This window comes from Streptomyces sp. NPDC049627, assembly GCF_044465645.1.
Lineage (GTDB): Bacteria > Actinomycetota > Actinomycetes > Streptomycetales > Streptomycetaceae > Streptomyces.
On record NZ_JBITLW010000023.1, the window covers coordinates 64,075 to 89,466 of the forward strand.

The window sequence follows — 25,392 nt, forward strand, 5'->3', positions numbered from 1 at the left end:
CCGACGCTGTGACGGTCATCGGCGAGCACGGTCAAGCCCCTGCGGCCGGGGAGGATCCGGCCCCGGCCGCAGGCCCTCATTCCGAATCGAGCGCCCATGACGAAGCTGCTCCTCCTCACCGCCTTCGGTGCCGCCGGCGTCGCTCTCCTGCATGCCGCGCGTCCCGTACCTGGCCCGGCCCCCATGGCGCGCCTGCAGACCGAGGAGAACCGGCGCTTCGCCGAGTTGTGCAGGGGGGCGTCATGAGACTCCAGCCTGTTCCGGCCGACGAGCTCGACGAGCCGTGGCTTTGGTGGAGGCCCGCTGAACCCCGATGGCGGCCGACTCTGGACGCCCGGTTGAGCTCCCTGCGCCGCACCGTCTTCGACGACGCCGTGGCCGCGGTGAAGCCCGGCCGTCCCATCAAGGTAACCACCTACGTCTTCGCAGGCCCCGGAGTGGACGCCGACGCCACGCACACCCTTCTGGAGCGGCACGCGCGCGACCGCGGGTGGGCCGTTCACCGGGAGCACTTCACAGACGAGCCGATGGACGGCCCAATCCCGGCCCGACCCCAGTTCAACATCGCGTGCCGTCGCGCCGGATCCGGCTTCGTCGACGGCGTGCTCACGACCGACAGGGCCGCAATGCCCAGCACTGACGAGGCGTACGAGGCGTACCTGCGCTGGCTGCACCGCCACAACGCCTTCGTCGCCTTCTTACAGCCGAACATCGGGGGAACAGCGTGGACAGATCAGTAACGCCCTACGTGACGCGATGGACGGGGGAGGGCACGTCGGCCGCGGACGTAACGGTCACCGCGTCCGGGGCCACGTACGTCGACCCCATCAAGGACGCCCTGGCTCGCGACCTGGACGGTGCGCTGTGGACGCTGTGCCAAGGAGAGGCAAGCGGTAAGCCCGAGTACGCGGCCGAACTCCACCCCGAGCGGCAGAAGTCCACCATGGACGGGCTCCTCTGCGCGGGCTGCAACAAGCCGGCCGACCGCAACGGCGACGGCATGCTGTGGGTTCTCCCTCTCCTGGATGACGCCGAGGAATCGAACTGGGAAGGCATACAGGCCGCGATCCCGCCCATGTGCGCGGTATGCGCGGACCGGGCTCCGCTCCTGTGCCCAGTGCTGCGCGAGGGCCACGTGAAGCTCCGCGTGCGTGAGGCCGAGCCGATCGGCGTACGCGGGACGCTCTACCCCCGCCCCGGCGAGCCGGGAGAGCCGCAGGAGGACGTCCTGGTCCTCTACGACTCGCCCGACCTGCCGTTCGTTGTCGCCCGCCAGGCCGTGCGAGAGCTGCGCCGCACCACTGTGGTCGCCTTCGCCGCGGCCCTCCCCTGACCCCTGTCCGGTGACCCGGTGCCGTACGTCCTGGGCCATCGGACAGGTAGCAAGCTCCGCCCGTCGACAACGGCATTCGGCGCGGGCGGAAGGCGGCGCTGGGGTCACGTTCCCCTCGGAGACTCCAGCGCCAGCCGGCCCAGAAACACCCGGCGCGGGTAGTGCCCGAACCCGTCTCCCTGCAAGGCCCGCGCCGGGCCCGCACCACTTCCGGATCCACGACCAGGAGGCAGAGGACATGACCGACCTCGGTATCCCGACCGTCCCCCAGCAGCAGCACAGGGACATCGGCGGAGGCGTCGGCTACGCATTCAACGGACAGCACTTCACGATCGACCCGAGCGCCGACCTCGACCAGGTCGCCGCGACGCTCCACCACCCACTCTCGGTGATCGTTCAGGTCACCAAGCGCTGCAACATGGACTGTGGGTTCTGCTCCGAGACCCTGCAGATGCCGGACCCCACGCTCGAGCAACTCGCCAACATGCAGCGGAACCTCGACGGCGTGAACCGCGTGTTCCTGTCCGGCGGCGAACCGCTGTTCCGCAAGGACTTCGGCGACATCGTCGACATCTACCACGACGGCGGGCACATCGTGGCCGTCCCCACGAACGCCGTGTACGCCAAGCTCCACGCCGCCCGCATCGCTGGCAAGGTCGCGTACGCCAACGTCGGACTCGAGGGACCCCGCGCGATCACCACCCGTATGCGCGGCGACTACGACGACATCATGGCGGGCGTGCGGGTCTTCCAGGAGCACGGCATCCCCCTCGCCATGTCGGCCGTCGTCTACCGGTCGAGCCTGACCGCTCTCCCGTTCACCGCCCAGATTGGCGACGTCATCGGCGCCAGCAAGGTGAAGCTGATTCTGCCCCTGCGCAAGGGCAACGCTCTGGGCCTGCCGGAGCACGAGTTCATCACTCAGGACGAGGCCTTGGCGGCGTTCTCGCGCCTCGAGGAGAAGGCCGCGGAACTGCAGTGGTCGCCCGCGCTACGGATGACGACGTGGACCCCCGAGAACGAGGGCCACATGATCGTCATCGAGCCGAACGGCACCGCGCGCGCATGGCCCGTGTACGACGCGAAGGACCTGTGGGAGGACCTGGGCAACGTCCTCGAGGAGCCGATCACCGAAATCTGGAAGCGGTACCGCTTCAAGCGGAACCACCTCTCCAAGTACGTCGGCACGTCGATCCACACCACCGCCCAGGGCGCGCTCACCGGGAAGAAGTGACCATGCGGGCCTACTCCAACCTCCTGCGCCCGGACACCCCGTTCGGATCCGTCACCGACCCGTGGCGACGGCCGACGAAGTGGCTCGCCGCAATGTCGCTGCTGTGGGGCGAGGCCGGCGGAGACGAGCCGCCCGTCATCATGGCCGCTGGCCTCGTGGTGATGTCCGTGCACCGCACCCGGCCCCGCACGGTCTCCGCACCACTGGCCCAGTTCGGGTACCGCGTCGTCGTTCCGGAGTCGATCGGCGACAACGACCAGATCATCAAGGTCGTCGACGACGCCCTTGTGCAGGGCCGCCGCGAGGCGGAGGTGATCGCCTGGCACAACGCGGCCGATGACCTGCACGTCCTGCAGCAGCTCCCCCGCCCCGAGGGGGCACCCCGGCACGCGGGCATCACGGCCGTGGCCGAGGCCTGGGGCGACCGTGCCGCACAGGAACGGTCGACCGCCCTGTGCGTGGACACCAGCCACGACCTCGGCCCCGCGGCCTCCTACGTCAGCGAAACGGCCCTCGCGCACAACCTGGAACCGATGAAGGAGTTCGCCGACCGCGCCCAGCAGGAAGGAGCACAACTCGCCTGCGACGCACTCGTCGACGAGCGGCCCGGGGACTACTCCCCCGGCGTCCTCGCGGCGAGCGTCCTCACCTCCGCCGTCTCCACCGCCCTGCTCGGCGGCAAGTACACCGAGCGCCTGGCATGGCGGGAGCGCCTGAGCATCGCCGACTTCGTCGGAGCCGTCGCCTGGGAGGTGGCGCCGCCCCTGTTCTCTGGCGTGGCGCCGTCCCTCAGCGAGTAGCGTCCCGACGGGGCCGCGCGCACCCGGCGCGCGGCCCCGTCCTACGGCAGGAAACACCGTCACATGATCATCAAGAGCAGTCTGCCCACCGCCCGCCACCTACAGCCCCCGCCGCTGCGCACGGGACTCGTACGGATCGCGTCCATCGACGTCGAGTGGACGAAGAACTACCGGATTACGAACGGGCAACGCCCCTTCTGCTACAGCGTCGCGTGGCTCGACCTGCCCGCCGACCGCACCCCGGACCTTGCGGACGTGCCGTTCGAGTGGACGAGCGTGTACGTCGAGGAACCCGGCGAGATGGACGAGCTGATCCGCACAGCCGCGGCGACCGTGACCGCGGCCGCGGAGACGTCCCGGATCATCACCGGGCACCAGTTCTGCAGCGACCTGGCTGTCCTGGAGGCGAATGCCCCCGCGGACGCCGTCCCCCAACTGCAGGCGGCTCGAGCTCAGTGGAAGGGCAGGCGCGACGCCGACCCGGACGAATCCCACTACGTCGACACCCGATTCGACGCCGGCCACCTCCTCACGGGGAAGTCGCGCCGCCTGGTCGACGTGTGCAACGAGCTCGGCCTCGACGTCACCCAGCCCGAGCTCCTCAAGGTCACCATGCCCGCCTGGCACCGCCGGTGGGTCGAGGACGGCCAGGAGGAGGGCCGGGAGCGCGTCAGCGTCCTGAACCTCCGGCACTCCCTCTCTACCGCCTACGTCGCCGCCCACGCCGCCGGACTCGGCCGCTGGGCCGACGAGGGCCTGAACGTGAACCGCCTCATCGCCGAGGGCGCAAAAGGCGCCTGGGGCTGGCTCGAGAACCCCACCTTCACCGACCTCCTGGAGGACCCGTGCCCATCCGAGAGTGCCGCGTTATCGCCGTCGAAGGCACCCAGGCCGCCGGCAAAACGACGTTCGTCCACGCGCTGACCGCCTACCTGCGAGAGCAGAGCATCGGCGTCGCGTGCACCGGCGAGCCCGCGCGGACCAGCCCCTTCATGGAGGACATCGTCCTGCACGGTGAAGGGAACTTCGACCTGGTCGCGGAGCTCGACCTGTTCGCCCAGCACTTCACGGTGCCGATGCGCGCCGCCCGCCACCACCAGGTCCTCATCACCGACAAGACCCCCGCGAACGTCCTGGCCCTGGCCGGTCTGGTCCTCGACCCCACCGAACCGGGCACCGCACCCGTCCTCGCCGCGGCCGAAGCACTGTGCCGGGCCTGGATGCCCACCGCCTACGACGCGGTCATCTACTGCCGGGACCGCTACGACCAGAAGGCCGGCGGCGACCGCATGCGCGAGAGGGTCCTCAACATCCAGGACGAGTCCGACTCCGCCATTTACGAGGCGTGCCGCGCCACGGGCGTACCGATGCTGGAGATGCCCACGGGCCTGACGGTCTCCGAGCGTGTCCAGTGGGCCGTGAAGCGCGTTGGAGACATGGGACTGATCGCGGTCTGATCCCGGCTAGAGTCCCCTACCGGCAAGACGCCCACCGGTCGGAGGACGAAGCACAGTGGCCCCTCAGCTCCCCGTGAACGACGTGATGCTCATTCTCGAGCGGGACGGAGCCGTGTGCCTTGCCGAGCGGCAGGGCACCGGCTACGCCGACGGCATGCTGAACCTCCCCTCCGGGAAGCTCGACCCTGACGAGGACGTGTTCGACGCCGTGATCCGCGAGGCGTTCGAGGAGGTCGGCATCGTCGTCCCGCGGGACGCCCTGCGGCTCGTGCACGTCATGCACTTCCGCAACCCCGAGGGGGAACCGCGAGTCGGCTGGTTCTTCGTCGCCCAGCACTGGGACGGCGAGCCTCGGAACATGGAGCCGAAGAAGTGCGCAGGCCTGTCCTGGCACGCCCCGGACCACCTTCCCGACAACACAGTCCCGTACAACGCGCTCGGGCTCATGCACTGGCGCAAGGGCGAACCGTTCTCCGTGCACGGCTGGGAGAGGTCCGCGTAGAGCCCAAGGTGTAACAGATCACGGCGGTTGACGTTCCGGACGTGAAGGGGGTTGCGCTTTACGTCAACCCCGCAGTGATCCGGAGGAACGGTGACGACCGCGACAGCCCCCCTCTCGCCCGAGACCGGCCGCTCCCACTTGCAGGAGAGCCTGTTCGCCTGGCTCGAGCCCGAAGCCCCGCCCACGCCTGCCAAGGCCGCCCGGCCGACACCCGAGCCCGCCCCCGAGGCGGCGTCCGTCGCGCCCCCCGAGGTCCCCCCGGCCCCGCCCGAGCCGGAGACGAAGCCCGACCTCTCCCACGTCTGGGTCGTGGCCGCCACGATCGAGGTCACCCCGAAGATCGCAAGCGTCGCCGACTACCGAGGCAGCTTCAAGGCCACCGAGGGGCAGCGGATCGAGGCCCTGGACGTCTACTGCGACGGGTGCCGACGCCCGTACGACGAGGTCAAGGGCGACGACTGCGCCGCCAAGATCGACAACACGCACCTGATCGGCGGCGACCAGACCAAGCGGGCCAAACGCAAGGTTCCCACCCCGCCCGCGAACGCCCGGCTCATCTCCGGCGGGACCATCAACCGGCGCGGCATCGGCGCCTACATGTCGGGAGTCTCTCGGCCCCCGCGCTGAGCACGCGACGTTAACGCCGCCCGCTGTCCATGGTGCGCGGCGTGACTACTCAGCGAACTCAGCCGTCGAACGACGACCCCATTGTCGCCACCAGCGACATCACTGGGCCGGTGGTCTCCGACAAGGTCGGACGGGAGGCCTTCGGGCTGCTCCTGCTCTCGTTCGGCGTGCTCGGCGGACTCGGTGCGCTGGGCGCCCTGCACTGGACCGCAGGCCTGTCCGCCGCCCTCATCGGCCTGTGCGCGAGCGGGGTTCTCGTCCGCCGCAACTCCAAGCCCCGATGGCAGCAGGACGCCGGAGCCATCGCGGCCTTCGCCGGATACGCGGGACAGACCGCCGTCCTGTTCTACCTCCTGCCCCCGCTGGGATGGCTGGCCGTCAGCGCCCTCGTGGCCACCGCCGGCCTGTGGCTCTCCAGCACTGAGGGGGCCTGATGGCCCGCCAACTTTTCCCCGCGCTCCGGGGTCTCCTCGTTCCCAGAGGCGCCGCGGAACCACCGCCCCCGCCCACCGAGACGAAGGACCTCCTCGCGGGCGGCGTCTACACGTCGGTGACGCTCGCCGGCGTCACGAACGTGTGGGGCACGCCAGGCAACGCGGACGGCTGGGACCTCGAGCGCGTCATCGTCGAGGGCTACGAGCGCAGCATCTGGACCTTCAAGAGCGTCGAGGCCATCAGCAAGCACGCCTCCACCCTCCCGGTGCAGATCGGCCGCGGCGGCGACGAGCGAGAGTTCGCCGAGGTCCTCGAGGACCACCCGCTCCTGCGGCTGCTGAACAAGCAGGCCAACCCGCTCGAGACCGGCGACGTCTTCAAGAAGCGCCTGAGCGCCCAGTTGCTGCTCAGCAAGAAGGGCGTGTTCATCGAGAAGACGTACAGCCGCGGCGGAGTCCTGACCAGGCTCGACCTGCTGCCCCCAGACCGCGTCCGGATCATCCCGGACGACGAGAACGCGAGCTACGTCAAGCACTTCGAGTTCACCGACTACGCCGGGCACATCCGCGAGCTCAAGCCGAAGTACGTCATCTGGCTGCGCGACCCCCACCCCACGGACCCCTTCTGCGGCGTGACACCGCTCGAGGCCGCCGGCCTGTCGGTCGACCTGGACGTGAAGGCGCGCACCTACAACATCTCGTTCATCGACAACGACGGCCGCCCCGGCGGCATCGTCGGCATCGACCTGGACGGCATCGACGCCAACGAGGTCGACCGGATCCAGAAGCGCCTCGCCCCGGGCGCGCACAATGCCGGACAGCTCACCCTCGTCGGCACCGGCCCCGGCGGTGTCACCTACGTTGACACCTCCGCCCGCCCGCGGGAGATGGCCTACGAGACCCTCTCCAGCACCGCGAAGAACGAGATCCTCTCCGCGTTCGGCGTCTACGAGTCCGTCATCGGCAACGCCTCGGAGCGGACGTTCAACAACGCCGACCGAGAAGAGTGGAACTTCTGGTCCCACACAGAGCTCCCCCACCTCAACCTGATCGCGTCGGCGTTCGACCCGGACCTGTCCGACGACTGGGTCATCCGGTTCGACACCTCCCGCGTCCAGGCGCTCGAGTTCCCCCGCCGCCAGGCCCGCGAAGAGGCACGCAAGGAGTTCGAGGCGGGCCTGATCACGATCGACGAGTACCGGAAGATCGCCAACCGGAAGCCGTTCAACACGCCGCAGTCCCGGGCCCTGTGGATCAGCCCGCAGAAGGCCCCCGTCCCTGCCAACGACCAGGACGCGGCCGCGCTGGGCCTGGCACCCGAACCGGGTGCCGGCGGAGTACCGGCCACCGATCCGAACGCCGCGCTCCCGGCCGCCGAAGGGGACCAGTCCGCCGCCGCGGCGGTCGCCCAGGCCCGCGAGCTCGAGGCGGGCCCGACCGCCGCCGCTGATGTTGCCCTGGCCCGGGGGGAGGCACCCCTCGAACTACCCACCGGCACGGCCGGCAGTGCTGCCGACGAGGTCGCCGCGGCCCGCGCGCAGAGCATGGAGACCGGCCCGGGTGCCGCCGCCGACGACGTTGCAGCCGCCCGCGCCACCGTCGCGCAGACGGAGGACGGGCCCGCGGCCGAGGACGTCGCCGCGGCGCGTGCCCAGCTCGAGACCAAGGCCCTGACCGCGGAGGGCTTCGAGGTCACCGACGCCGACTTCGACGCCCTGGCCCTGGCCATTCAGGCGGCCCTCACCGCGCTGCTCGCTCGCCAGCAGGGCGTCATCGTCGCCCGGCTCCGCGCCCCAAAGACCCGCAAGCACACGCGGTTCTGGGAGCCGGAGAACGAGCACGACACCCGCGGCGGCGACGCGAACATCGACGAGGACCGCGTCGTCAGCGCTGCCCGCTGGGCAGAGGAGACGACGAACACCCTCGCCCCGATCCTCCAGCAGGCCGCGACCGCCACCGCCCGCAAGCTGGGCCAGGCCGTCGCCGGTACCGACGTCGTGCCGCCGGCCGCTGTCGCTGCGGCCCTCGTCACTGCGATGTACGCCGGCGAGGCCGTGACCACGCTGCTCGGGGACCTGGCCGAGGAGCTGCGCAGCCTCCAGACCACCACAGGGGCAGAGCTGACGATCGAGGACCTGGAGCGAGCCGTCGTCCGGTTCTACGAGGCGGCCGCGCCCGCGCTGGTCGCACGCGTCGCGGAGACGTGCGCCGTGTCAACCGTCAACGGTGCCGCAGACGCCGCGGCGGAGAGCGCCGGGCCCGGAGTCGTCCGGACGTGGATCACGCGCCAGGACGACCGCGTACGGCCCGCGCACAAGGCGCTGCACGGCAAGACCCTCCCCGTCGGCACTCCGTACGAGATCGACGGCGCCCAGCTCCGTTACCCCGGCGATCCGTTCGCGCCGCTCGCCCTCACGATCAACTGCCGATGCCGCCTCCACTACGCCACGGACGAGGAGGTGAGGTGACGTGAACACCTACCCGGCCGCGTTGCGTCACCTCGTCGACGCCGACACCTACGACCTCGACATCGACCTCGGGTTCAACGTCCGGATCGTGCAGCGTGTCCGCCTCGAGGGACTGAACACCCCCGAGAAGAACACCGCCGAGGGCAAGGCCGCCAACGCCTGGGCCACCGAATGGTTCGCCCAGCACGGCCCCGACCTGGTCGTGCAGACCCACCGCAAGGAGAAGTACGGGCGCTGGCTCGCCACCGTCACAGCGGCCGATGGCGCCTGCCTGAACACCGACCTGCTCGAGGCCGGACAAGCCGCACCGTACGACGGGACCGGCCCCCGCCCCCTCCCCGAACCGAAGGAGTAGCCCGCTATGTGGCCCGCCATCTGGATCGTCTGGACCCTCATCTTCGCCATCGCCGAGGGCATCGCCCTGGCCAACAAGCGGGAGAACGACACCCTCTCCGAGAACTTCCGGCGCCTGTTCCGCACCCGCACCAGCAAGGTCGGCAGAGCAGTCTTCGCCGTCGGATGGTTCGGATTCTCCGGCTGGTTCGCCATCCACATACTCACCGAGACCATGTAGCCGCCGGCCACCGCGTCGCGTCCGCGCGGCAGGGCGCGACGTTAACCACCACCGGTGTGCATCGTCCGCGCCATGCAGAATCGCCCCGCCGCTGAGCACGCTGAGTTCGAGGTCAAGGCCGCCCGCCGTAGGTGGAACCCCGCCCTGCATCCACGCGACAGCAAGGGGCGTTTTATCGAGACGGGCGGCACCGTCAGGCTCTGGGGCGGCAAGCTCGCGCGCGTCGTCCGGGCCCTGCCCAACGACCGCATTCTCGTCCAGGACCAGACCGGCCCGAACGAGTTCAACGGCCGTCGACACACCACCAGCGCCAAGTGGGTGTCCATGGTGGCCCGGCCGGACGGCTCCGCGCCGACCGACAACGAGAACAAGGTCCAGGAGGAGGACGAGAAGCGGGCCCAGGACCCGCGGCGAGGCAACGGCGTCGTCCGGGACGACGACGGCGACCCGGACACTCCGAACGACCCCCATGACACGGACGACCGCGGCCGCCCCATCGGGGAGGACGACGACCCCGTCGGGCCCCGTGAGAATGACGACCAGGACGAGCCCGCCGACGGCAAGCTCCCCGTCAACGTGCACGCCCTGCCCAACCGAGCGCATGGGCCCTCTCGGTTCCGAGACACCGCGGCCGTCCGTCAGCACTTCCTCGACCTTGCCGACCGGCCGGACACGAAGCCGGAGATGGCGCAGTTCCTGCGGTCCGTCGCGGGCGACGACGACCACCTCGAGACCACGCACGACGGGCGCCTGGTCGCCCTTCGCGACGATTCCACCGGCCGCTGGTACCTGACCGCCACCGGCACCGGGCAGCGCATGGACGCGGCCGGCGACTTCGCAACCCCCAACGAGGCCCGCGAGTTCGCCCGGCAGCTCAACACCAACACCGGCGGCTCCGCCAGGACCAACGGCGGATTCGACTTCTCCGACCCGAATCTCGACCAGGCCGCCGGTACCTGGCGCTCCCCCCAGGGCGAGAACATCCAGGCCACCATCAAGCGGACCCGGCAGGAGTTCGACAGCTCCCGGCCCGCCGCCCCCGACGCCCCGGCCGCCAACACGGGCGAGACGCCGTCTGCCAGCACCGCGCCGCAGATGGTCAGTCCCCGCGACCTCAAGCCGGGCGACCGGGTGAAGGTCACCCTGCGCGCCAGCGACATCGAGTGGCCGGCCAGCACCCGAGACCAGCAGAAGCCGGGGACGGTCACCGTCGAGGGCACTGTCGCCCCCACCTATGACGCTGACTCCTCCAGGTGGGCGCCGCTGCTCGACGTCACCCTGACCAGCCCACGCGGCACGGTGTTGGCCTCCGGCGACAGCGTGCGCATCCGGCAGGCCCCGGAGCAGTACGCGGTGACGGGGCACGCCGAAGGTTTCGACCCCGAGAAGGTCCGCGCCGACCGTGTCCGTGTCGGCGACATCGTCGCCGGCGGTGAGTTCGGGCACGTCGTCACGGACATCCGGCGTTACCCGGGCGGCCGCACCTTCACCACCCGCAACCTCGGCGGCCGCGGTGAAGTGCACCAGTTCGGTGCCGACTCCGGCGACACGATGAACGTCATCCCGCGGGCCCGCCGCCGCCCGGAAGACGTGCAGCGCAACGGCCTGAGCCGTACCCAGCAGCACCCCAACAGCGCCGACGCCAAGCGCGCGGCCGCGGCGATCCTCAAGGACTGGGCCGACGTCGAGGAGCGCGCCGGCAGGCAGTGGCCGGACGGTGCGCCCGAGGAATTCCGCACCCTGGCCCAGCACATGCAGAACGTCACGGACTCCCCCAAGGGCGCCGACGGCTACCACCAGAACGCCGAGGCGATGCACGGCGCCCTGGCCGCCCTCGACGAGCTCGACACTGAGAGCCTGGACGACGGCATGCAGCGGGCGCTCCAGCAGCTCGAGGGCCGCCTGGACGACAACGCCGACCGGTTCGAGGCCGACTCCCGGGCGATTGCGGAGAACAAGCGGAAGCGGGAGGCCGCCAACGTCCCGCAGCCCGACGCCCCGGACGCGAACGCCCCCGCGGACCAGGGACCGTCCGATGAGCCGCTGAGGCACAACTGGGATGACCCCGAGGGACTCGTCACCCTCACCATGCCGGAGGCTCTCGCCGACTTCCTGAACGTCGAAGAGACCGCGGCCATGGAGGACCCGGACACGCGGAAGGCCCTCACCGAGGCCACGAGAGGCCGTAACGGCACGCTCAGGGTGACCGCGCCCATCGAGACCCACCGCGCACTCCTCGAGTGGGCGTGGACCCTCGCAGGCGGCGAAGGACTCGAATCCGACCCGAAGGAAGTCCGGGCCTACAACAACTACACCAAGCGCGTCGACGAGGCCGCGGCCAAGCTGCAGCGCGCCCGTGAGGAGCGGCACGGCGACGCACCGAACGCGAACGCCCCTGACGCCGACAGCGGCGAGCAGCACGGCCCGGACACGGGCAGCACGTCGCCCGACGCCTCGGACCAGGTCACCCTCACCCCCGACGAGGTGAACGCGCCCGCGGCCGCCGCCCACGCGGCCAAGGCCCCGTCCGCAATGGACGACGCCGAAATCCGGGACGAGGTCGTCTCCCTGATGGAGCGGGAGATGGCGAACGGCGGGGAACTGACGGGCCCCGACCGCACCCGCCTGCGGGTCCTCGAGGCGGAGGAAGCCCGCCGAGCCGGCCGGAAGCCGAAGGAGGAGCCGAAGCCCAAGCCCCAGACACCCGCGGAGGAGCCGGGCGGCCTGTTCGACGTCGCCCCGGACGAGCAGCAGCGGTTCGTAGCCGACCCGAACAATCCGGACGACCAGGCCGACGACCCCTTCGGCACCCCGGACATGTTCGCCGCGGCGGAGGGGCGCGACACGAGCCGACTGCGGCCCCCGCAGTCCCGCAAGCCTGCCGACTTCGCGGTCGGGGACCGGTTCGTCGACTCCGACGGACGTACGCACACCGTGGCGGAGGAGCCGCTACGCACCCCGCGCGGCCGCGTCCGCGTTGTCGACGAAGAGGGCCAGGAGCTCCTCCTCGCCCCTGACAGGGAACTGCGGGTATTGCACCCGGACGAGGACGCCCCGCCCGCGCCCGAGCAGCCGGATGCCCCGGCCGCGGACGCGCCGGAGGCCGACACCCCGGCCGCAGGCACCCCGGACTCCGAGAGCCCGGAGGCAGACGCACCGGAGCCGGACGCCGATGCTCCCGAGGACGAGGGCGCACCGGAGCCGGCCGACGCCCCCGGCGACGAGACGGAGGCCGCCCGCGCGATCCTCGACCGACTGCCGGACCTCCCGCCCCTGCCGAACCTCACCGGCCTGTCCCGACAGAACAAGGACGACATCCGCCGGATCCGCGGCGACTACGCCAAGATCCGGGAGTCCCTCGACGGCATCCTCGCCGGGGATCCGCCGACCGGCGACGCCCGCGAGGACCTGCGGCGCGTCCGCGAACAGCTCGACTACGTCGCCGGCCGGCTGAGCGGCGACCACCTGCCCGACGCCGACGCGGCACAGTCCGCACGGGCCGGCATGTTCGAGCTGGGCCAGGAGCTGGACCGCGCGCTTGCTGCGCTGCCTGAGCGGGCCCCCGAGCCCCAGGGCGACGGCCCCAACGGCGGTACCCTCTTCCACCCCTGGGACGTCCGCGACGGCGACCTGGTGCGGTTCGACGCGGAGAACCCCGCCGACCGGAGCCGGGCACTGGCGCCGTACTACGGCACCTTCCGGGGCGCGTCCCCAGCGTCCGGTGACCAGGGCCGCACCCTGGTCACCTACGAGAGCCTGCGCTGGAACGACGACCGGCAGCGGTGGGAGAACGATTGGGGCGGGGGCCAGCACACCGTCACCATGCCGACCGGTGGTCTCGTCGAGCGGTTCACCCCCGAGCAGTGGGACGCCTGGCAGCGCCCGGGACAGGGCGAGGACCGGGACACGGCCAGCAACGCCGCGGCGCCCGCCGCCCCCATCCGGGAGACGTCGCCGGCGGACATGACCGACGACGACATCAAGGCCGAGCTCGAGGAACTGCAGGCGTGGCAGAACCGGCACGTCTCGCGTGACGGGGAAGGCCCGCGCATTCAGGGCAGTGCCATGGTCGCGCTCTCCCCTGTCGCCAGCCGCCGCGGTGAGCTGAACGAGGAGCAGCGCAAGCGCGACATTGCCCGTCGGGACCGGGAGAAGAGGGAGAAGCAGAAGCAGGAGCGAGCCGAAGCACTCGCACGGGCCGAGATCGGCAAGAGGAACGATGACGGCTCGTACCCGGTGACCGTCGACGGCGAGGACGCCGGCACCGTCCGCCAACTCGCCCGCAAGTGGCGGTACACCAACGCGGACGGGCAGGAGTCCCCCGACTTCTACCCGAGCCGCGCGGAGGCCGTGGCCGCGCTCGTCCGTAACCGCGACACCCGCCGTGAGAATGCCGACGAAGACGCGCGCCGGGAGCAGGCCCGCAGCGAGGCCCCCGAGGGGTGGACCCTGGGCGACCGCGGGGACGTCGCCGAGAACGACATCATCCGCGTGCCCATCACCCGGCAGGACGGCAACGGCCGCCCGTACCCCGTGGGCTGGAGGCAGCCGGTCCGTGTGAACAGCGTGAGCCGGAACGACAACGGGACGATGGTCCTGTCCGTCTCCAACCTCGACGGCTCCCGCTCGGACATCAGCCCCGTCTTCCTGAGCCACCCCGACGACACGTTCGCCTGGGCGAACGACCGCACACGACCGGAGCCGACCCCGGCATGGCGCCACGAGCTCCGTGCCCGCATGGCCGATATCGGCGACGACATCGCCACCCTCCAGAACAGGGAAGGCCTCCAGGACCCGGAGCGCATCCAGCGTCTGCAGGACCTCATCCAGCGCGTCAGCCGGGGCGAGACGGACGATCTGCAGGGCGACCTCCGACAGATCCGCGACGAGGCCGCATGGCTGGAGAGCCAGTTCGACGACCCGGACCTCGAGCTGCCGTACGAGACGCGCAGGTCCAAGTCGTGGGCCACCGCAGCCCGCATGAAGGCCGAGCGCGACCTCCGGTATCCCGACTTCCAGAACACCGGGACGGCCGACGGGAACGCGCCCGGGGACGGAGCCCCGGAAACGCCGGGCACGGCCCCGGAACTGGACGACGAGTTCGCGGCGGTGCGGCAGCGCTACGAGGGCGACATGGTCCCCGCGTCCGAGGTCAAGCTCGGCGACTGGGTGCACACCGTCTCGGCAGATCCCGTCTACAACGAGCCGATGCACATGGTGGGGCGCGTCATCAACGTCACACCGGTGCTCAGCAACGGACAGGTCCGTATCGAGGTCGAGTCCCACCTGAAGCTCAAGGGCAAGGACACCGTTCGGACCGAGTTCGCCATGATCCGCGGCACGGACCTGGTGGAGCGTCTCCCGGAAGGCAATCCAGGGCGAGAGGACACCTCCGACTTGGCGCGCCGGATCGAGAGCGATTTCGACCGGCATCATGCGGCCAAGGTGCCTGTGCCGGAGGGCTGGCAGGCCGTTGACGGCTCCCAGATCCAGCCCCGCCCTGGTGACCGCTTCCGGATCGTCGCTCGCAGGGGCGGCGGCTCGGGCCCCCACGCGGGTAAAGAGCACATGAACGTCACGGTGGAACGTCCGGCCGAGCGAGACGGGTACTGGCGCGTCAAGGGCCAGCCGTTGAGCTTCCGCACCAGCGACATTGTGGCCATCCCTGATGGTGCCGATGCGCCTGAGAACGGCGCGCCGAAGGTGGACGGCCCGGACAACGCCCCGGAAGCTGACGGCCGCGCCAGTAGGGCGAGGAGCACGTTCGGCGAGGGCATGAACGCCGTCGGCGGCGACTCGCTGCCTGAGATGCGCGAGCTCGACGACCGCCTGGGTCGCGCCGACTCGGCAGACGACCGGGACGCGGAGCTCCGCGACATCGCCGACCGCATGGACTCGCTCGCCGAGCAGTACGAGCTCGCCGGACCGCAGGGCGAGCTCGCAGCCGACCGGTTCCGTCGCGCTGCCCGTATCGCCCGCGGTGAGCAGGACGACCGCGACGAACGCCGCGGCGACGAGGACCAGGCCGACGACGGCAACGGTGCCGACGGCGAGTCCAGCGACGGCCAGAACGACACGACCAGCACCCCGGACAACGAGGACGGCGAGCAGCAGGACGGCCAGGACGAGGACAACCAGGACGAGGACGCCCAGCGCCAGGACGACGACGAGGAGAGCCGTCGTCAGCGCCGTGACGCCGACCCGGACGGAGGCGCCGCCGATCCCGACGGTGAGCCCGACGGCGGAGACGCGGGCGCGCCCGGTGACCCGGGCGACGGCGGTGACTCGAACGACGGGGGCGACGGCGACGCCGACGGCCCGGAGAACGAGGACGACGACGAGGACGTCCCGGACGACGAGGACGACGAGGAGAAGCGGCGCCGCCGGCGTCGGCGCCGCCGCAACCGGCGCGGCGGCAACGGCGGACCCGGCGGGGGCGGACCCGGCGGACCTGGCCTGCCTCACTTGCGCCTGCCCGACTTCGACGTCCCGAACGGCGCCGGAGACGGTGGCGAGGGAGACGGCGGAGACGGTGATGTAGACGGCCGTGGCCGCTCCCGGCGCCCCCGTGCCCGGCACCGCGACGTGGACTCCCTGCGCAACGCGTGGCGTACAGGCGAAGGCCTCACCCCGGCCGAGGACACCCCGGAGCGCCGCGCCCTCCTGTCCGCCCTGGCGGACAGGGAAGGCCTCGCCCTGTCGCCCGACGGCGGCCTGGCGACGTACCCGGAGCCGCAGGACGACGGCAGCACCGTGTGGCGCTTCGCCCAGGCCCGCAACGGCACGAACCTGCCCGGCATCACCCTGACCTCCGACGACCCCGAGGAGGCGCGGGCGCTCGCCGGACGGTTCGAGGAGATCACCGACCGCAACGGCGACCCCTTCGACTGGGACATGGAGGGAGGCCGCACAGCCAGCGTCGCCGCCTGGCGCGACGGCGAAGGCCGCAACCTTCCCCAGGCGCTCCGCGCCGTCCAGGAGGACTACGAGCAGGAGCGGGCCGGCGCCTTCACCCTGCCCGAGGACCTCACCACCCTGAGCGACCCCGAGCTCGAGGCCGCAGCCCTGTCGGGCCTGGGCCCGGAGGACATGCTCCGCGTCATGGCGGAGATGGATGCCCGCGACGGCTACGTCGACGAGCGGATCCGTGCCGCAGTGCCGGACACGCCCCCGGCGAACGCCGACGAGGCGGAGCGCCGCGGCCGCGCCATGGACGAGGCCCTCGGCTTCGGCGACACGGACATCACGCAGCCCGCCCCGGCCACCCCTGGACGCCTGCGCCGCGAGTTCGACGCCCTCGACGAGGAGCGTTTCCAGGCAGCCATGCAGGCCACCGGCGGCCGCATGCTCAGCCCGGAGGCCGAAGCCCAGGGCATCGACCCGCGGGCGGTGTTCTCCGGCGGCAAGTACAGCAACAAGCGCGCGAAGGAACTGGCCTCGCCGGAGCTGAACCACTGGTTCGATGGCGACGAAGAGACCCCCGGCAATGGCCGGCTCACGTACCCGCAGTACCGGCAGCGGGAGAACGACCGTGCCCTGCGCGCCGAGTTCGCCGACTGGGACGAGGCCCGCTACCGGCAGGCCGTTGACTTCACGAACGGCTACTTCTTCAAGCGCGAGTACAAGTTCGGCGGCACCACCTTCGACGAGCGAGAGCTGTTCTCCGGCGGCAGCCTGTCGGCCAATGACCGGTGGAGGCAGTACGCCAGCGAGGAACTGGAGGAGTGGCTCGACACCCACGGCGGCCGCCAAACGTTCGCCGACTTCAAGCGGTCGCGCCGAGACAACGACCGCGCCGAGCGGCACCAGCACGAGGAGGAGCAGAACCGCGCGGCCGAGGAGCCGACGCCGGCCACCGTCGACGACGTCACCCCGCCGCCCCCGTTCAACCCGGCGGACGTCGAGAGCGAGGAGGACGCCGCGTTCCGCTTCGGCGGTCACGACCGGATGAAGGAGCTCGCCGACCGTGCCGAGCTGCGCCCGACCGGGGACTCCGAGAGTGTGTGGCTGAACGGCCAGCAGATCGGCACCATCTCCAACCTGTACCGGTCCACCCCGGACCGGGAACCGGTGTGGGACGCCCGGCCCTTCTTCGGCCTGGACCGCGACCGGAACAGCCGCTCCCAGAGCCGCGACACGGCCGTCGCCAACCTCGTCGTCCGCGCGCTGCAGGACGGGCCCGCGGACCCGGCGAACCCCAGCGACGACGTGTGGGACACCGTGACGCTGAAGTTGGCGGGCATGACGCGGGAGCTGCCGGAGCTCCCCGAGTCCCTCCGCAACAACCCGGAGGCCCGCGCCCGGTACGAGCGGCTGACCGGCATGGTCGACGCCTTCCGTGACCAGCGCTCGCCCAGCGGGAACCTGCGCGATGACCTGGCGCAGGCCCGCGACGACTTCGCATGGCTGCGCGGCGCCCTGGACGATCCCAAGCGGAACAACCAGCAGCGCGAGGAGCTGTCCGACCTGGACACCCGAGCCTTCTGGGCGGGCCACATCCTCGAGGGCCTGGGCGGATCAGACAGCGACCTCGAGCGGCCGCGCGCCGAGGACGAGCCGCCGGGTGACTCCGACGCGCCTTCCCCCGCCGTACCGGCGTCGGACGGGCCCGTGAACACCCCGGAGGACACCCCACGTCCGCCGGCCGAGCCCGAGCCGGAGCCGGACCCGGAGCCGATCAACGGCCAGCCCGCGCACTGGGCCCGCGTCGAGGACCTGGTGCCCGGCGACATGGTCCGCATGAACGGCACCACCAAGAACGGCCGACCGGTCCAGCGTGCTGGATACGTCCACACCGCGCCCGTGCTGGTCGATGTCACCCGCCGCGGCCGCACGGATCAGATGTGGCGTACCTGGGTCACGGAGAACCCGGACGGCACCGGCGCGAGCGGCAACGTCTACACGTCCGCCAACGCCACCGCGGCGCGCGCGCAAGCACCGGACGACGTCGTGCCCGGCTCCCCGGCCAGCGGCGCCCAGGCCGCGCTTCGCTCCGGTGACCTGCCCAACCAGATCCCGGCAGACCGCGACGGCCGCGGCCTGTTCCCCGGCAGCACCGTCACCGGCACCGGCGACCGCGAGGGCACCGTCACGGGCGCCACCGACACCACCGTGTCGGTGCACTGGTCCGACGGCAACGACGACGCCGCAATCTCGCCCACCACGCTGTCCGTCACCGACGGCCAGCGCCCGGACGGCTGGACCGCCGACGGACACCGCGTGACGACCCAGAACGTCGTCAGCGACACGGACGGAGGACTCCTCGGCCCCGTCGACGACGTCGACGGCGACAACGTCACCATCACCACGACCGACGGCACGATCACCCGCAGCGCCGGGGACCTCCGCGTCACCGGCGAGGTACGCGACGACGCCCCCGACACCGCACCGGTGACCGGCATCGACGAGCCCGCGGCCGCGGACCTCAAGGACGGCGACGTCGTCCTCCTGGACCTCGACGGCCACCTCGCCACCGTCGCGATCACCAGCCCGCCCAGCCGGGACGGAGACCGCGTCACCCTGCAGTACGCCGACACCACCACCGGCGAAATGGGCGAGATCGACGTCGACGCCCGCGCGGTCCTCCCGCGCGCCCAGGGCCCGGACGGAGGCGCCCCGGACCTCGGCCCGGACGACGCCCCCGAGCCGGACGACGACCTGACCGTGCACCCCACCCCGCACCCCGTGGACCCGGTGACCGGCCCCACCGTCGACCCGGACCTCGACTCGAGCGACCGGAACGTCATCGGTGACCACGCCGACGGCCCGGAGGACGACCCCGACGCCCACCAGGCCGCTGTACGGATCACCGCGGACCTGCCCGTCACTCCGGAGCAGGCCGCGGCCCTGGCCGCGCAACTGCGTGCGGCCGCGGACCCAACGACGTTCGAGGGCCGGGCCGCGCTGCGGGCCGCGGACCACCTCGACCGCGCTGCCGGCCGGACCCCTCCGGCAGGCCTCGACCGGCCCCGCCCGTCGAACGCCGCGCAGATCGGCGAGGGGGACCTGGTAGCCATGCCGGACGAGCGCCATGGCGACCAGGTGCGTGTCTTCCGCGTCATCGACGCCGAGGACGGCCCCGGAGGCGTGCGCAGCTTCCTCCTGGAGGACCAGGAAGACCAGCAGTGGCGCCGCCGAGTCGTCCACGGGGCTATGCCCGTGTGGCAGCTCCCCGAGGCCGAGCCGGACTCCGTCACCGCGCCGGACGTCGACGACGTTGACGCTCCCGACGTGACCGCCCCGAACCCCGCGGGCGGCGCCCCGGATGCCTCGACCACACCGTCTACGCCGGACACCTCGAGCACACCGGACGAGCCCACGGCGCCCGTTGCCCGGGTCCGCCCGGGAAGCCTGCGGGGCGGCGACGTCATCGACGCGCCCGTCAGCCGCACCGGCTACCAGTTCAACGGACACCGGAGGCTGACCATCATCAGCGAGCCGCAGCGCAACGGCTGGTGGATGCAGCTCACCGGCGTCGACGAGGACGGCAACGTGCACGACTTCGGTCTGCACAACGGCCGCGCCGTGAACGTCTACGACCGCAACCGGCCCACCCCGGCCCTGCCCCCGGCCGGCACACCCCGCGACCCCAACCAGGTCGCACAGGGAGACGTCGACCGGATCGTCAGCGACCACGGCCGGACGATCGCCGCGCGCATCATCGACGAGGCCGTCGCGGGCACGGAGCCGCCCGGAGACATCCACGCCCTGCGCGAGCAGATCGCCCAGCGCCTCACCGCTGAGGCCCTGCGCGACGCCCGCCAGAGCGTCCGCCGTGACGGATCCGCCGCGCTCGACGCCGCGGGCCTCACCGGCCGGGACCGGGCAGCAGCCCAGCGCCGCCTCCGCGACGCCCGCGACCAGGCCCACGCGGACACCGTGCGGGCGGCCCTGCGCACCATCAACGACCTCGAGCCCCTGGACGGCGAGAGCGACGAGGACCTGGCAGCACGCGCCCGGGACCTGCTCCGCCTCATCCCGGACCAGGTCGCCGGCCGCCTGTCGACGAACGACCCGGACGCCGACCCCGACGTCACCAACGCCGTGACGGGCCACGCGGACGACGCGGTGAACGCACTCCTGCAGCAGCTCCAGGCCGCAGGCGTGGACCCGGGCGACGCCGAACGCCTCGCCCGCATCCTCACCCAGCAGATGTCCGGATCCCGGCAGGCGACCGCCCGCCGGATCGCGGCCCGGGTCGCCGCGGCGAACCCGGACGCCGGACGGCAGCCGGGCCTCATGGCCCGGATCGTCGCTCTCCTGGTCCGCATGGCCAAGCGCCTCGCGGAGCTGGTGAAGGCAGGGGCCCGGAAGATCGCCGAGAAGTACCGGAGCTCGCGCGAACGCCTGCGCCGCCTGCGGGCGTTCCTGGGCCGCATGGTCCGCCGGGTCCGTGAGTGGCCGGAGTCGCGACGCCTGGCACGCCTGCACCGTGCGGTGAACCTGCCCGACGCGGACGGCGACTCGCTGGCCGCGCGGATCTCCCACTGGGCCGGACTCATGCCGGAGCCGGGCCGGTTCGGGCAGTCACAGCGCCGTGTCACCTTCTGGCGCCCGACGACCTGGGGGCAGCTCGCCGCGGGCCGTCTCCCGGATCGGTCGGACCGCATCCAGTGGGCGCCGGATCGGGCGGCCGATGGTGGCCCCGGCCTGACGACGCTCCGCCACATGGCGGCGCTGCGGGCGGCCGGCAACGACGTCGACCAGGACGTGACGCGTCGTCTGTCTGCCGCTCTGGGCGACGACTTCGGCGATGACCCGCACGCCACGCTGCAGCACGCCGACGACTACATGGCCTCGAGCGAGCGGCGTCTGGTCAATCTGCAGGCGGCCCGTAGCGGTGCAACCATCCCGGACGACGAGGACCTCGAGATCGAGATCACCGCGGCCCGCAGTGAGCTCGCGGCCGCGCGCCGGGAGTACGCCGACCTGCGGGCCCGGTACGCCGCTGCGGTGCCCAACGCCGTAGCCGCCGCCCTGGCCGATGTCCGCGACATGGGCCCGGACGGCGCCAACGCGCTTGTCTTCGGCCCGGACACCGACCCGGACGCCGAACGCGCCGTACGGGGCGTACAGCGGCTCATCCCGCGCGCGTGGTTCAACACCCCCGAGGCGCGCCGCCTGACGGCCGTGGACGGCGACCAGGGCCGCTACGAGCCCGAGGGTCAGCGGATCACGGTCGCCGACCTCGCCGACGAGGGGCTGGGGACTGCCGGGCACGCCCTGGCGCAGCACTTCGCCCGTCACCTCGGCGACCTGGACGCCGCGCAGAGGGCGTTCTGGTTCGGCAGGACGCACACCGGTAGGCCCGGCGCCCGCCGGATGCGGCGGAGCGCCCTGGACCGACTCCTGCGGCGGCAGCAGACGCAACCGGAGACCGGTGACACCCTCGCGCGGTCCGTACAGGCGATGTTCAGCGGCGATTGGTACCAGGACGACGACTTGCGCGCGTTCCTCCTGGGCCTGATGGCCACCAGGTAAGGAGGCAGGCAGTGTTCACCGTCACCGGCTCGTTCGACGACGGTGCGACCTACACCGTGCAGATCACCGGGCGGGAAGACCGCCCGGTGATCGGGTCGTACCGGGCCGCGGCCCTCGTGGAGCTCCACCAGGGCGAGACCATCGCCCTGTCACCGACCGGCCCCCTGGCGACAGTTGCCGGGGGCGACGACGCGTCCGTCCTCGCGGTACTGCGCGAGTACACCAACGTCGTCGAGGAGAGCGGGCCTGTCCCACGACGGCCGCGCGTGCCCGAAAGCTGATCCGGGGCGCTTGCCCAATTGGGCAAGAATGATCTTGGTCGGGCTGGAGTGCAGCGGTGGCGGCGACACAAGCCGCCCCGCGTGCGCATCCTCCGCCCGTGACCAGATACGGATTCGCCATCAAGGCTCTCCCCCAGGGCGGCAAGCCTTTCGGGGAGGAAGACGACGAGAACGAGGAGACCGCGGGCACCGAGGAGGCTCCGCTCGACAAGGCCGGCCCCGGCGTCTCCGACGAGCTGACCGAGGACCTGGACGAGGAGCTGCCCCAGGACCCCACGGCGGCCCCGGCCGCACCCGAAGAGGATCCCGCCGCGCCCGCGGAGCCCTTCGAGGAGGACCCCGCAGCGCCTGCGGCCCCGGACGCCCCGCCGGAGGGCGAAGGCGGCGGCGATCCCAACGCCTTCCCGGAGCAGCCCGACGACGACTCCCGCCCGTGGGCCGGGGACGAGTACAACGAGGGCGACGAGACCGACCCCGACGGCCCCGATGCCTGGTGCGCCTACACCGGCAGCGGCGGCGAACAGGCTTGGCTCGACAAGGCCCCGGACGGCACACTGACCGGGTGGGTGCGGGACGGCGACGGCCAGGTGTGGCGCTACACCGACCCCGACGCCTGGGCGACCGACGTTGACGGCGCGCAGATGACGCAGACGCACCACAACGGCGAGGACCGAGCGAACGCAGACGGAGGAGCCGCCCCGAGCGGACAGCCCCCGGCCGGCGACCGCGGCGTCCAGGACTCGATGTTCGCGGGCCAGTAAGGAGATCCGACCGTGGCAATCCAGCTCGACCGTCAGACCTTCCAGGACCGGCTCAACGAGGGCAAGGCCGCATACGCGGCCGGAGACCCCTCCGACGCCTGCCCGTACAACATGTACGGCAACGCTGAGGAGCAGTTCGGATACCGGTATTGGAACCGCGGGTGGTCCATGGCCCGCTCCGAGGCTGAGGCACAGCCCCGACAGCCTGCAAAGGCCAGCGCAGGACAGTAGCTCTACGCGAACGGCACGGTGCCCGGCGGCCCACTGTCCACCGCCGGAGGTTCCCCGCCGTGCCGACCGCTGCTCCACCGTCCAGATCCGCCGTACCCACCACCTTCCAGCGAGGCACCAGCCGGGCTATCTACGCCGTCACCGGCGTGGTCGACGAGGTCGCGGACCTCATCGTGCCCGGCGCGTTCGCCCGCACCCTGGCCACACGCCCCGTCAAGACGGTGTGGCACCACGGGTGGAAAGACCCCGTCGGTGTCGTCGTCGAGTGCGAGGAGTGGCTGCCGGGCGATCCCCGGTTCCGGGACGTCCCCGGCGACTGGCCCGCCGAAGCCGGCGCCCTCGTGGCGACCGTGGTCTACAACCTGCGCACCCGCCAGGGCCGCGACGCCTACGAACAGGTCAAGCAGTGGCACGAGCACAAGCAGGCCGCGTTCTCCATCGGCTACCGCGTCCCTGACACCGGCGCAAGCAAGCGCGGCGACGGCGTCCGCATCATCCACGACCTGGACCTGTTCGAGGTCTCACCGGTCCTGCACGGCGCGCACCCCCTGACCCGCAGCCTCGAGGTGAAGTCCGCGACCGGCGGCGCCAGCGGGCACGAAGGCCTCGAGTACAAGACGACCCCATCCCACGTCGAGATCGATGTCATCGCCACCCCGAAGGGCGACGGCATCAAGGTCGCGGGACTGGCGGTGAAGGCCGCCGACACCGGCCGCGTGCTGATGATTCAGCGCGCCCTCGACGAGGACGACCCTGCGGCGGGAACCTGGGAAATCCCCGGCGGGCACCTCGAGGACGGTGAGGACCCCCTCGCGGCCGCCCTGCGGGAGTGGGCGGAGGAGACCGGCTCGACCCTGCCCGGAACGGCCAGCGTCGTCGGCTCCTGGACCGCCCCGAACGGCATCTACCGCGGCTTCGTGGCTGTGGTCCCCACCGAGGCCTCTGTACCGATCAACGCGCCCCACGACGAACGCCGCGTCGACAACCCGGACGACCCCAAGGGCGACGCCACCGAGGTCACCGCCTGGTGGCCGATCCCCGCCCTCCCTGACATGCCCCTCTTGCGGCCGGAGTGCCGCGAGACCCCGTGGGCGCTCCTGGCAGGCGCCGCCCTCCCGCACGCCCCCGCCCCGAAGACCACGCCCCAGGCGAAGGAGTTTGCCGAGGGAGTCATGGCCCGCTTCCAGGTCCTCGGCGGCAAGAAGAAGACTGCGCACGCCGCGGTGAAGGCCGCCCGCATACCGGTCCGCGCGGTGTCGCGCATGCAGCACAAGTCCGCCCGCTCCATGGTCGCCGAGGCCAAGAGCATCCCCGTCCCGCTGGAGGTTTCCACGATGTCGCCCAAGCCGCTGCCCGAGTCGCAGGAACAGTTCCGCGCCCGCCTTGCCGACGCCGTCCGCGAACTCCTCGACCAGGACGGCGGCACATGGACGTGCATCGAGGGCACCTACCCCGACCGCGTCATCGTCTCCGTGCACACCGAGGACGAGCGGCGCAGCAGCCACTACGCCATCCCCTACACGGTCACGGCCGGCGAGATCACGCTCGACAAGCCGCAGCCCGTGGAGCTCGCCACCATCGTCGTGCCGGAGGGCACCAGCGCGGCCCGCACCGCCACCGCGGACGAGGACGTCGATGCCCGGGTCGTACAGCCCACCGTCGGAGCGCTCGTCGACGCCACCGCCCGGGTCAGCAGCAGCACGGCCAGCCCGGAGCAACTCGAGGACGTCCGCGACAAGGTCCAGGAGCTGATCGCCGCCCTGTCCGCGAAGGGTCTCGACGTCGACGAGGAGGAGCCTGCGGCCGCGGGCCGGCCGACCGGCGGCACCGCCGGACTCGACCTCTGGGACGACAGCACCTTCGGCGACGGCGAAGGTGCCGACCCCGAGGACGGCGACGAGGAGGAGGACGAGGAGACCGAACCAGCCGCCGAGCCGGAGGACACCGTCCGCATGGACCCCGACGAGGTGAAGGCGGCACTTGCCCTGATGCGGAGCTGAGTTACATCCCCGAACCTGCACACATCCCGCTGGCCCCGTACGGCCACAACAACAAAACAGCAGGTCAAACCCCATGTGCTGCCCGCTCTTGACGTCCCGAGCGGGCAGCACGCGACGTTAACCCCTCTCCTTCTCTTTCATCACGCCTCGCGTTGAGGCGTCCCGGTGCTGGCCGGGCGAGCGACGCACGTCAACCGCACCCAGCACAGG

Annotated in this window: 18 protein-coding genes; all 18 read left to right on the top strand. The window is 71.7% G+C overall.

Features of this window, described 5'->3' with window-relative positions; all coding sequences use genetic code 11:
• The first annotated feature begins 96 nt into the window (after positions 1 to 96).
• The 18 genes from ACIBU0_RS42610 (at position 97) to ACIBU0_RS42695 (ending at position 25,182) form a co-directional block, all read left to right on the top strand.
• On the top strand, positions 97 to 246 hold the full coding sequence (locus tag ACIBU0_RS42610) for a hypothetical protein (RefSeq protein ID WP_398829834.1): 150 nt from the start codon (positions 97 to 99) through the stop codon (positions 244 to 246).
• Entirely contained in the window at positions 243 to 740 is a 498-nt protein-coding gene (locus ACIBU0_RS42615; protein WP_398829836.1) for a hypothetical protein, read from the top strand. The genes ACIBU0_RS42610 and ACIBU0_RS42615 overlap by 4 nt, the downstream gene beginning before the upstream one ends.
• Positions 725 to 1,333, top strand: a complete 609-nt coding sequence (locus tag ACIBU0_RS42620) for a hypothetical protein (protein ID WP_398829838.1) — start codon at positions 725 to 727, stop codon at positions 1,331 to 1,333. Before ACIBU0_RS42615 ends, ACIBU0_RS42620 begins: the two co-directional genes overlap by 16 nt.
• A 238-nt stretch (positions 1,334 to 1,571) precedes the next feature.
• The gene (locus ACIBU0_RS42625) at positions 1,572 to 2,567 is read left to right on the top strand and encodes a radical SAM/SPASM domain-containing protein (RefSeq protein WP_398829840.1); all 996 of its coding nucleotides are present in this window, start codon (positions 1,572 to 1,574) and stop codon (positions 2,565 to 2,567) included.
• A 2-nt stretch (positions 2,568 to 2,569) separates the two neighbouring features.
• Positions 2,570 to 3,367, top strand: a complete 798-nt coding sequence (locus tag ACIBU0_RS42630; protein ID WP_398829842.1) for a hypothetical protein — start codon at positions 2,570 to 2,572, stop codon at positions 3,365 to 3,367.
• Positions 3,368 to 3,430: 63 nt separating this feature from the next.
• The gene (locus ACIBU0_RS42635) at positions 3,431 to 4,291 is read left to right on the top strand and encodes a hypothetical protein (RefSeq protein ID WP_398829844.1); all 861 of its coding nucleotides are present in this window, start codon (positions 3,431 to 3,433) and stop codon (positions 4,289 to 4,291) included.
• Complete coding sequence (locus tag ACIBU0_RS42640) at positions 4,213 to 4,824, top strand: AAA family ATPase (RefSeq protein ID WP_398829846.1); 612 nt, start codon at positions 4,213 to 4,215, stop codon at positions 4,822 to 4,824. Before ACIBU0_RS42635 ends, ACIBU0_RS42640 begins: the two co-directional genes overlap by 79 nt.
• An 85-nt stretch (positions 4,825 to 4,909) precedes the next feature.
• Positions 4,910 to 5,326, top strand: coding sequence for an NUDIX domain-containing protein (locus ACIBU0_RS42645; RefSeq protein ID WP_398829953.1), 417 nt, complete (start codon positions 4,910 to 4,912; stop codon positions 5,324 to 5,326).
• 90 nt (positions 5,327 to 5,416) lie between these two features.
• Positions 5,417 to 5,953: a hypothetical protein gene (locus ACIBU0_RS42650; RefSeq protein WP_398829847.1), complete on the top strand. Its 537-nt coding sequence runs from the start codon at positions 5,417 to 5,419 to the stop codon at positions 5,951 to 5,953.
• 41 nt (positions 5,954 to 5,994) lie between these two features.
• Positions 5,995 to 6,387 (top strand): hypothetical protein, encoded by a 393-nt coding sequence (locus tag ACIBU0_RS42655; protein ID WP_398829849.1) that lies wholly within the window; start codon positions 5,995 to 5,997, stop codon positions 6,385 to 6,387.
• Positions 6,387 to 8,855 (top strand): phage portal protein, encoded by a 2,469-nt coding sequence (locus tag ACIBU0_RS42660; RefSeq protein WP_398829852.1) that lies wholly within the window; start codon positions 6,387 to 6,389, stop codon positions 8,853 to 8,855. Before ACIBU0_RS42655 ends, ACIBU0_RS42660 begins: the two co-directional genes overlap by 1 nt.
• 1 nt (position 8,856) lies before the next feature.
• Entirely contained in the window at positions 8,857 to 9,210 is a 354-nt protein-coding gene (locus ACIBU0_RS42665; protein ID WP_398829855.1) for a thermonuclease family protein, read from the top strand.
• Positions 9,211 to 9,216: 6 nt separating this feature from the next.
• On the top strand, positions 9,217 to 9,429 hold the full coding sequence (locus ACIBU0_RS42670; RefSeq protein ID WP_398829857.1) for a hypothetical protein: 213 nt from the start codon (positions 9,217 to 9,219) through the stop codon (positions 9,427 to 9,429).
• Positions 9,430 to 9,501: 72 nt separating this feature from the next.
• The gene (locus tag ACIBU0_RS42675) at positions 9,502 to 21,909 is read left to right on the top strand and encodes a hypothetical protein (protein ID WP_398829859.1); all 12,408 of its coding nucleotides are present in this window, start codon (positions 9,502 to 9,504) and stop codon (positions 21,907 to 21,909) included.
• A gap of 11 nt (positions 21,910 to 21,920) precedes the next feature.
• Entirely contained in the window at positions 21,921 to 22,190 is a 270-nt protein-coding gene (locus tag ACIBU0_RS42680; protein ID WP_398829861.1) for a hypothetical protein, read from the top strand.
• A gap of 98 nt (positions 22,191 to 22,288) precedes the next feature.
• Positions 22,289 to 22,951 (top strand): hypothetical protein, encoded by a 663-nt coding sequence (locus ACIBU0_RS42685; protein WP_398829864.1) that lies wholly within the window; start codon positions 22,289 to 22,291, stop codon positions 22,949 to 22,951.
• A gap of 12 nt (positions 22,952 to 22,963) precedes the next feature.
• Entirely contained in the window at positions 22,964 to 23,182 is a 219-nt protein-coding gene (locus ACIBU0_RS42690; RefSeq protein ID WP_398829866.1) for a hypothetical protein, read from the top strand.
• A gap of 59 nt (positions 23,183 to 23,241) precedes the next feature.
• On the top strand, positions 23,242 to 25,182 hold the full coding sequence (locus ACIBU0_RS42695; RefSeq protein WP_398829868.1) for an NUDIX domain-containing protein: 1,941 nt from the start codon (positions 23,242 to 23,244) through the stop codon (positions 25,180 to 25,182).
• Positions 25,183 to 25,392 lie beyond the last annotated feature (210 nt).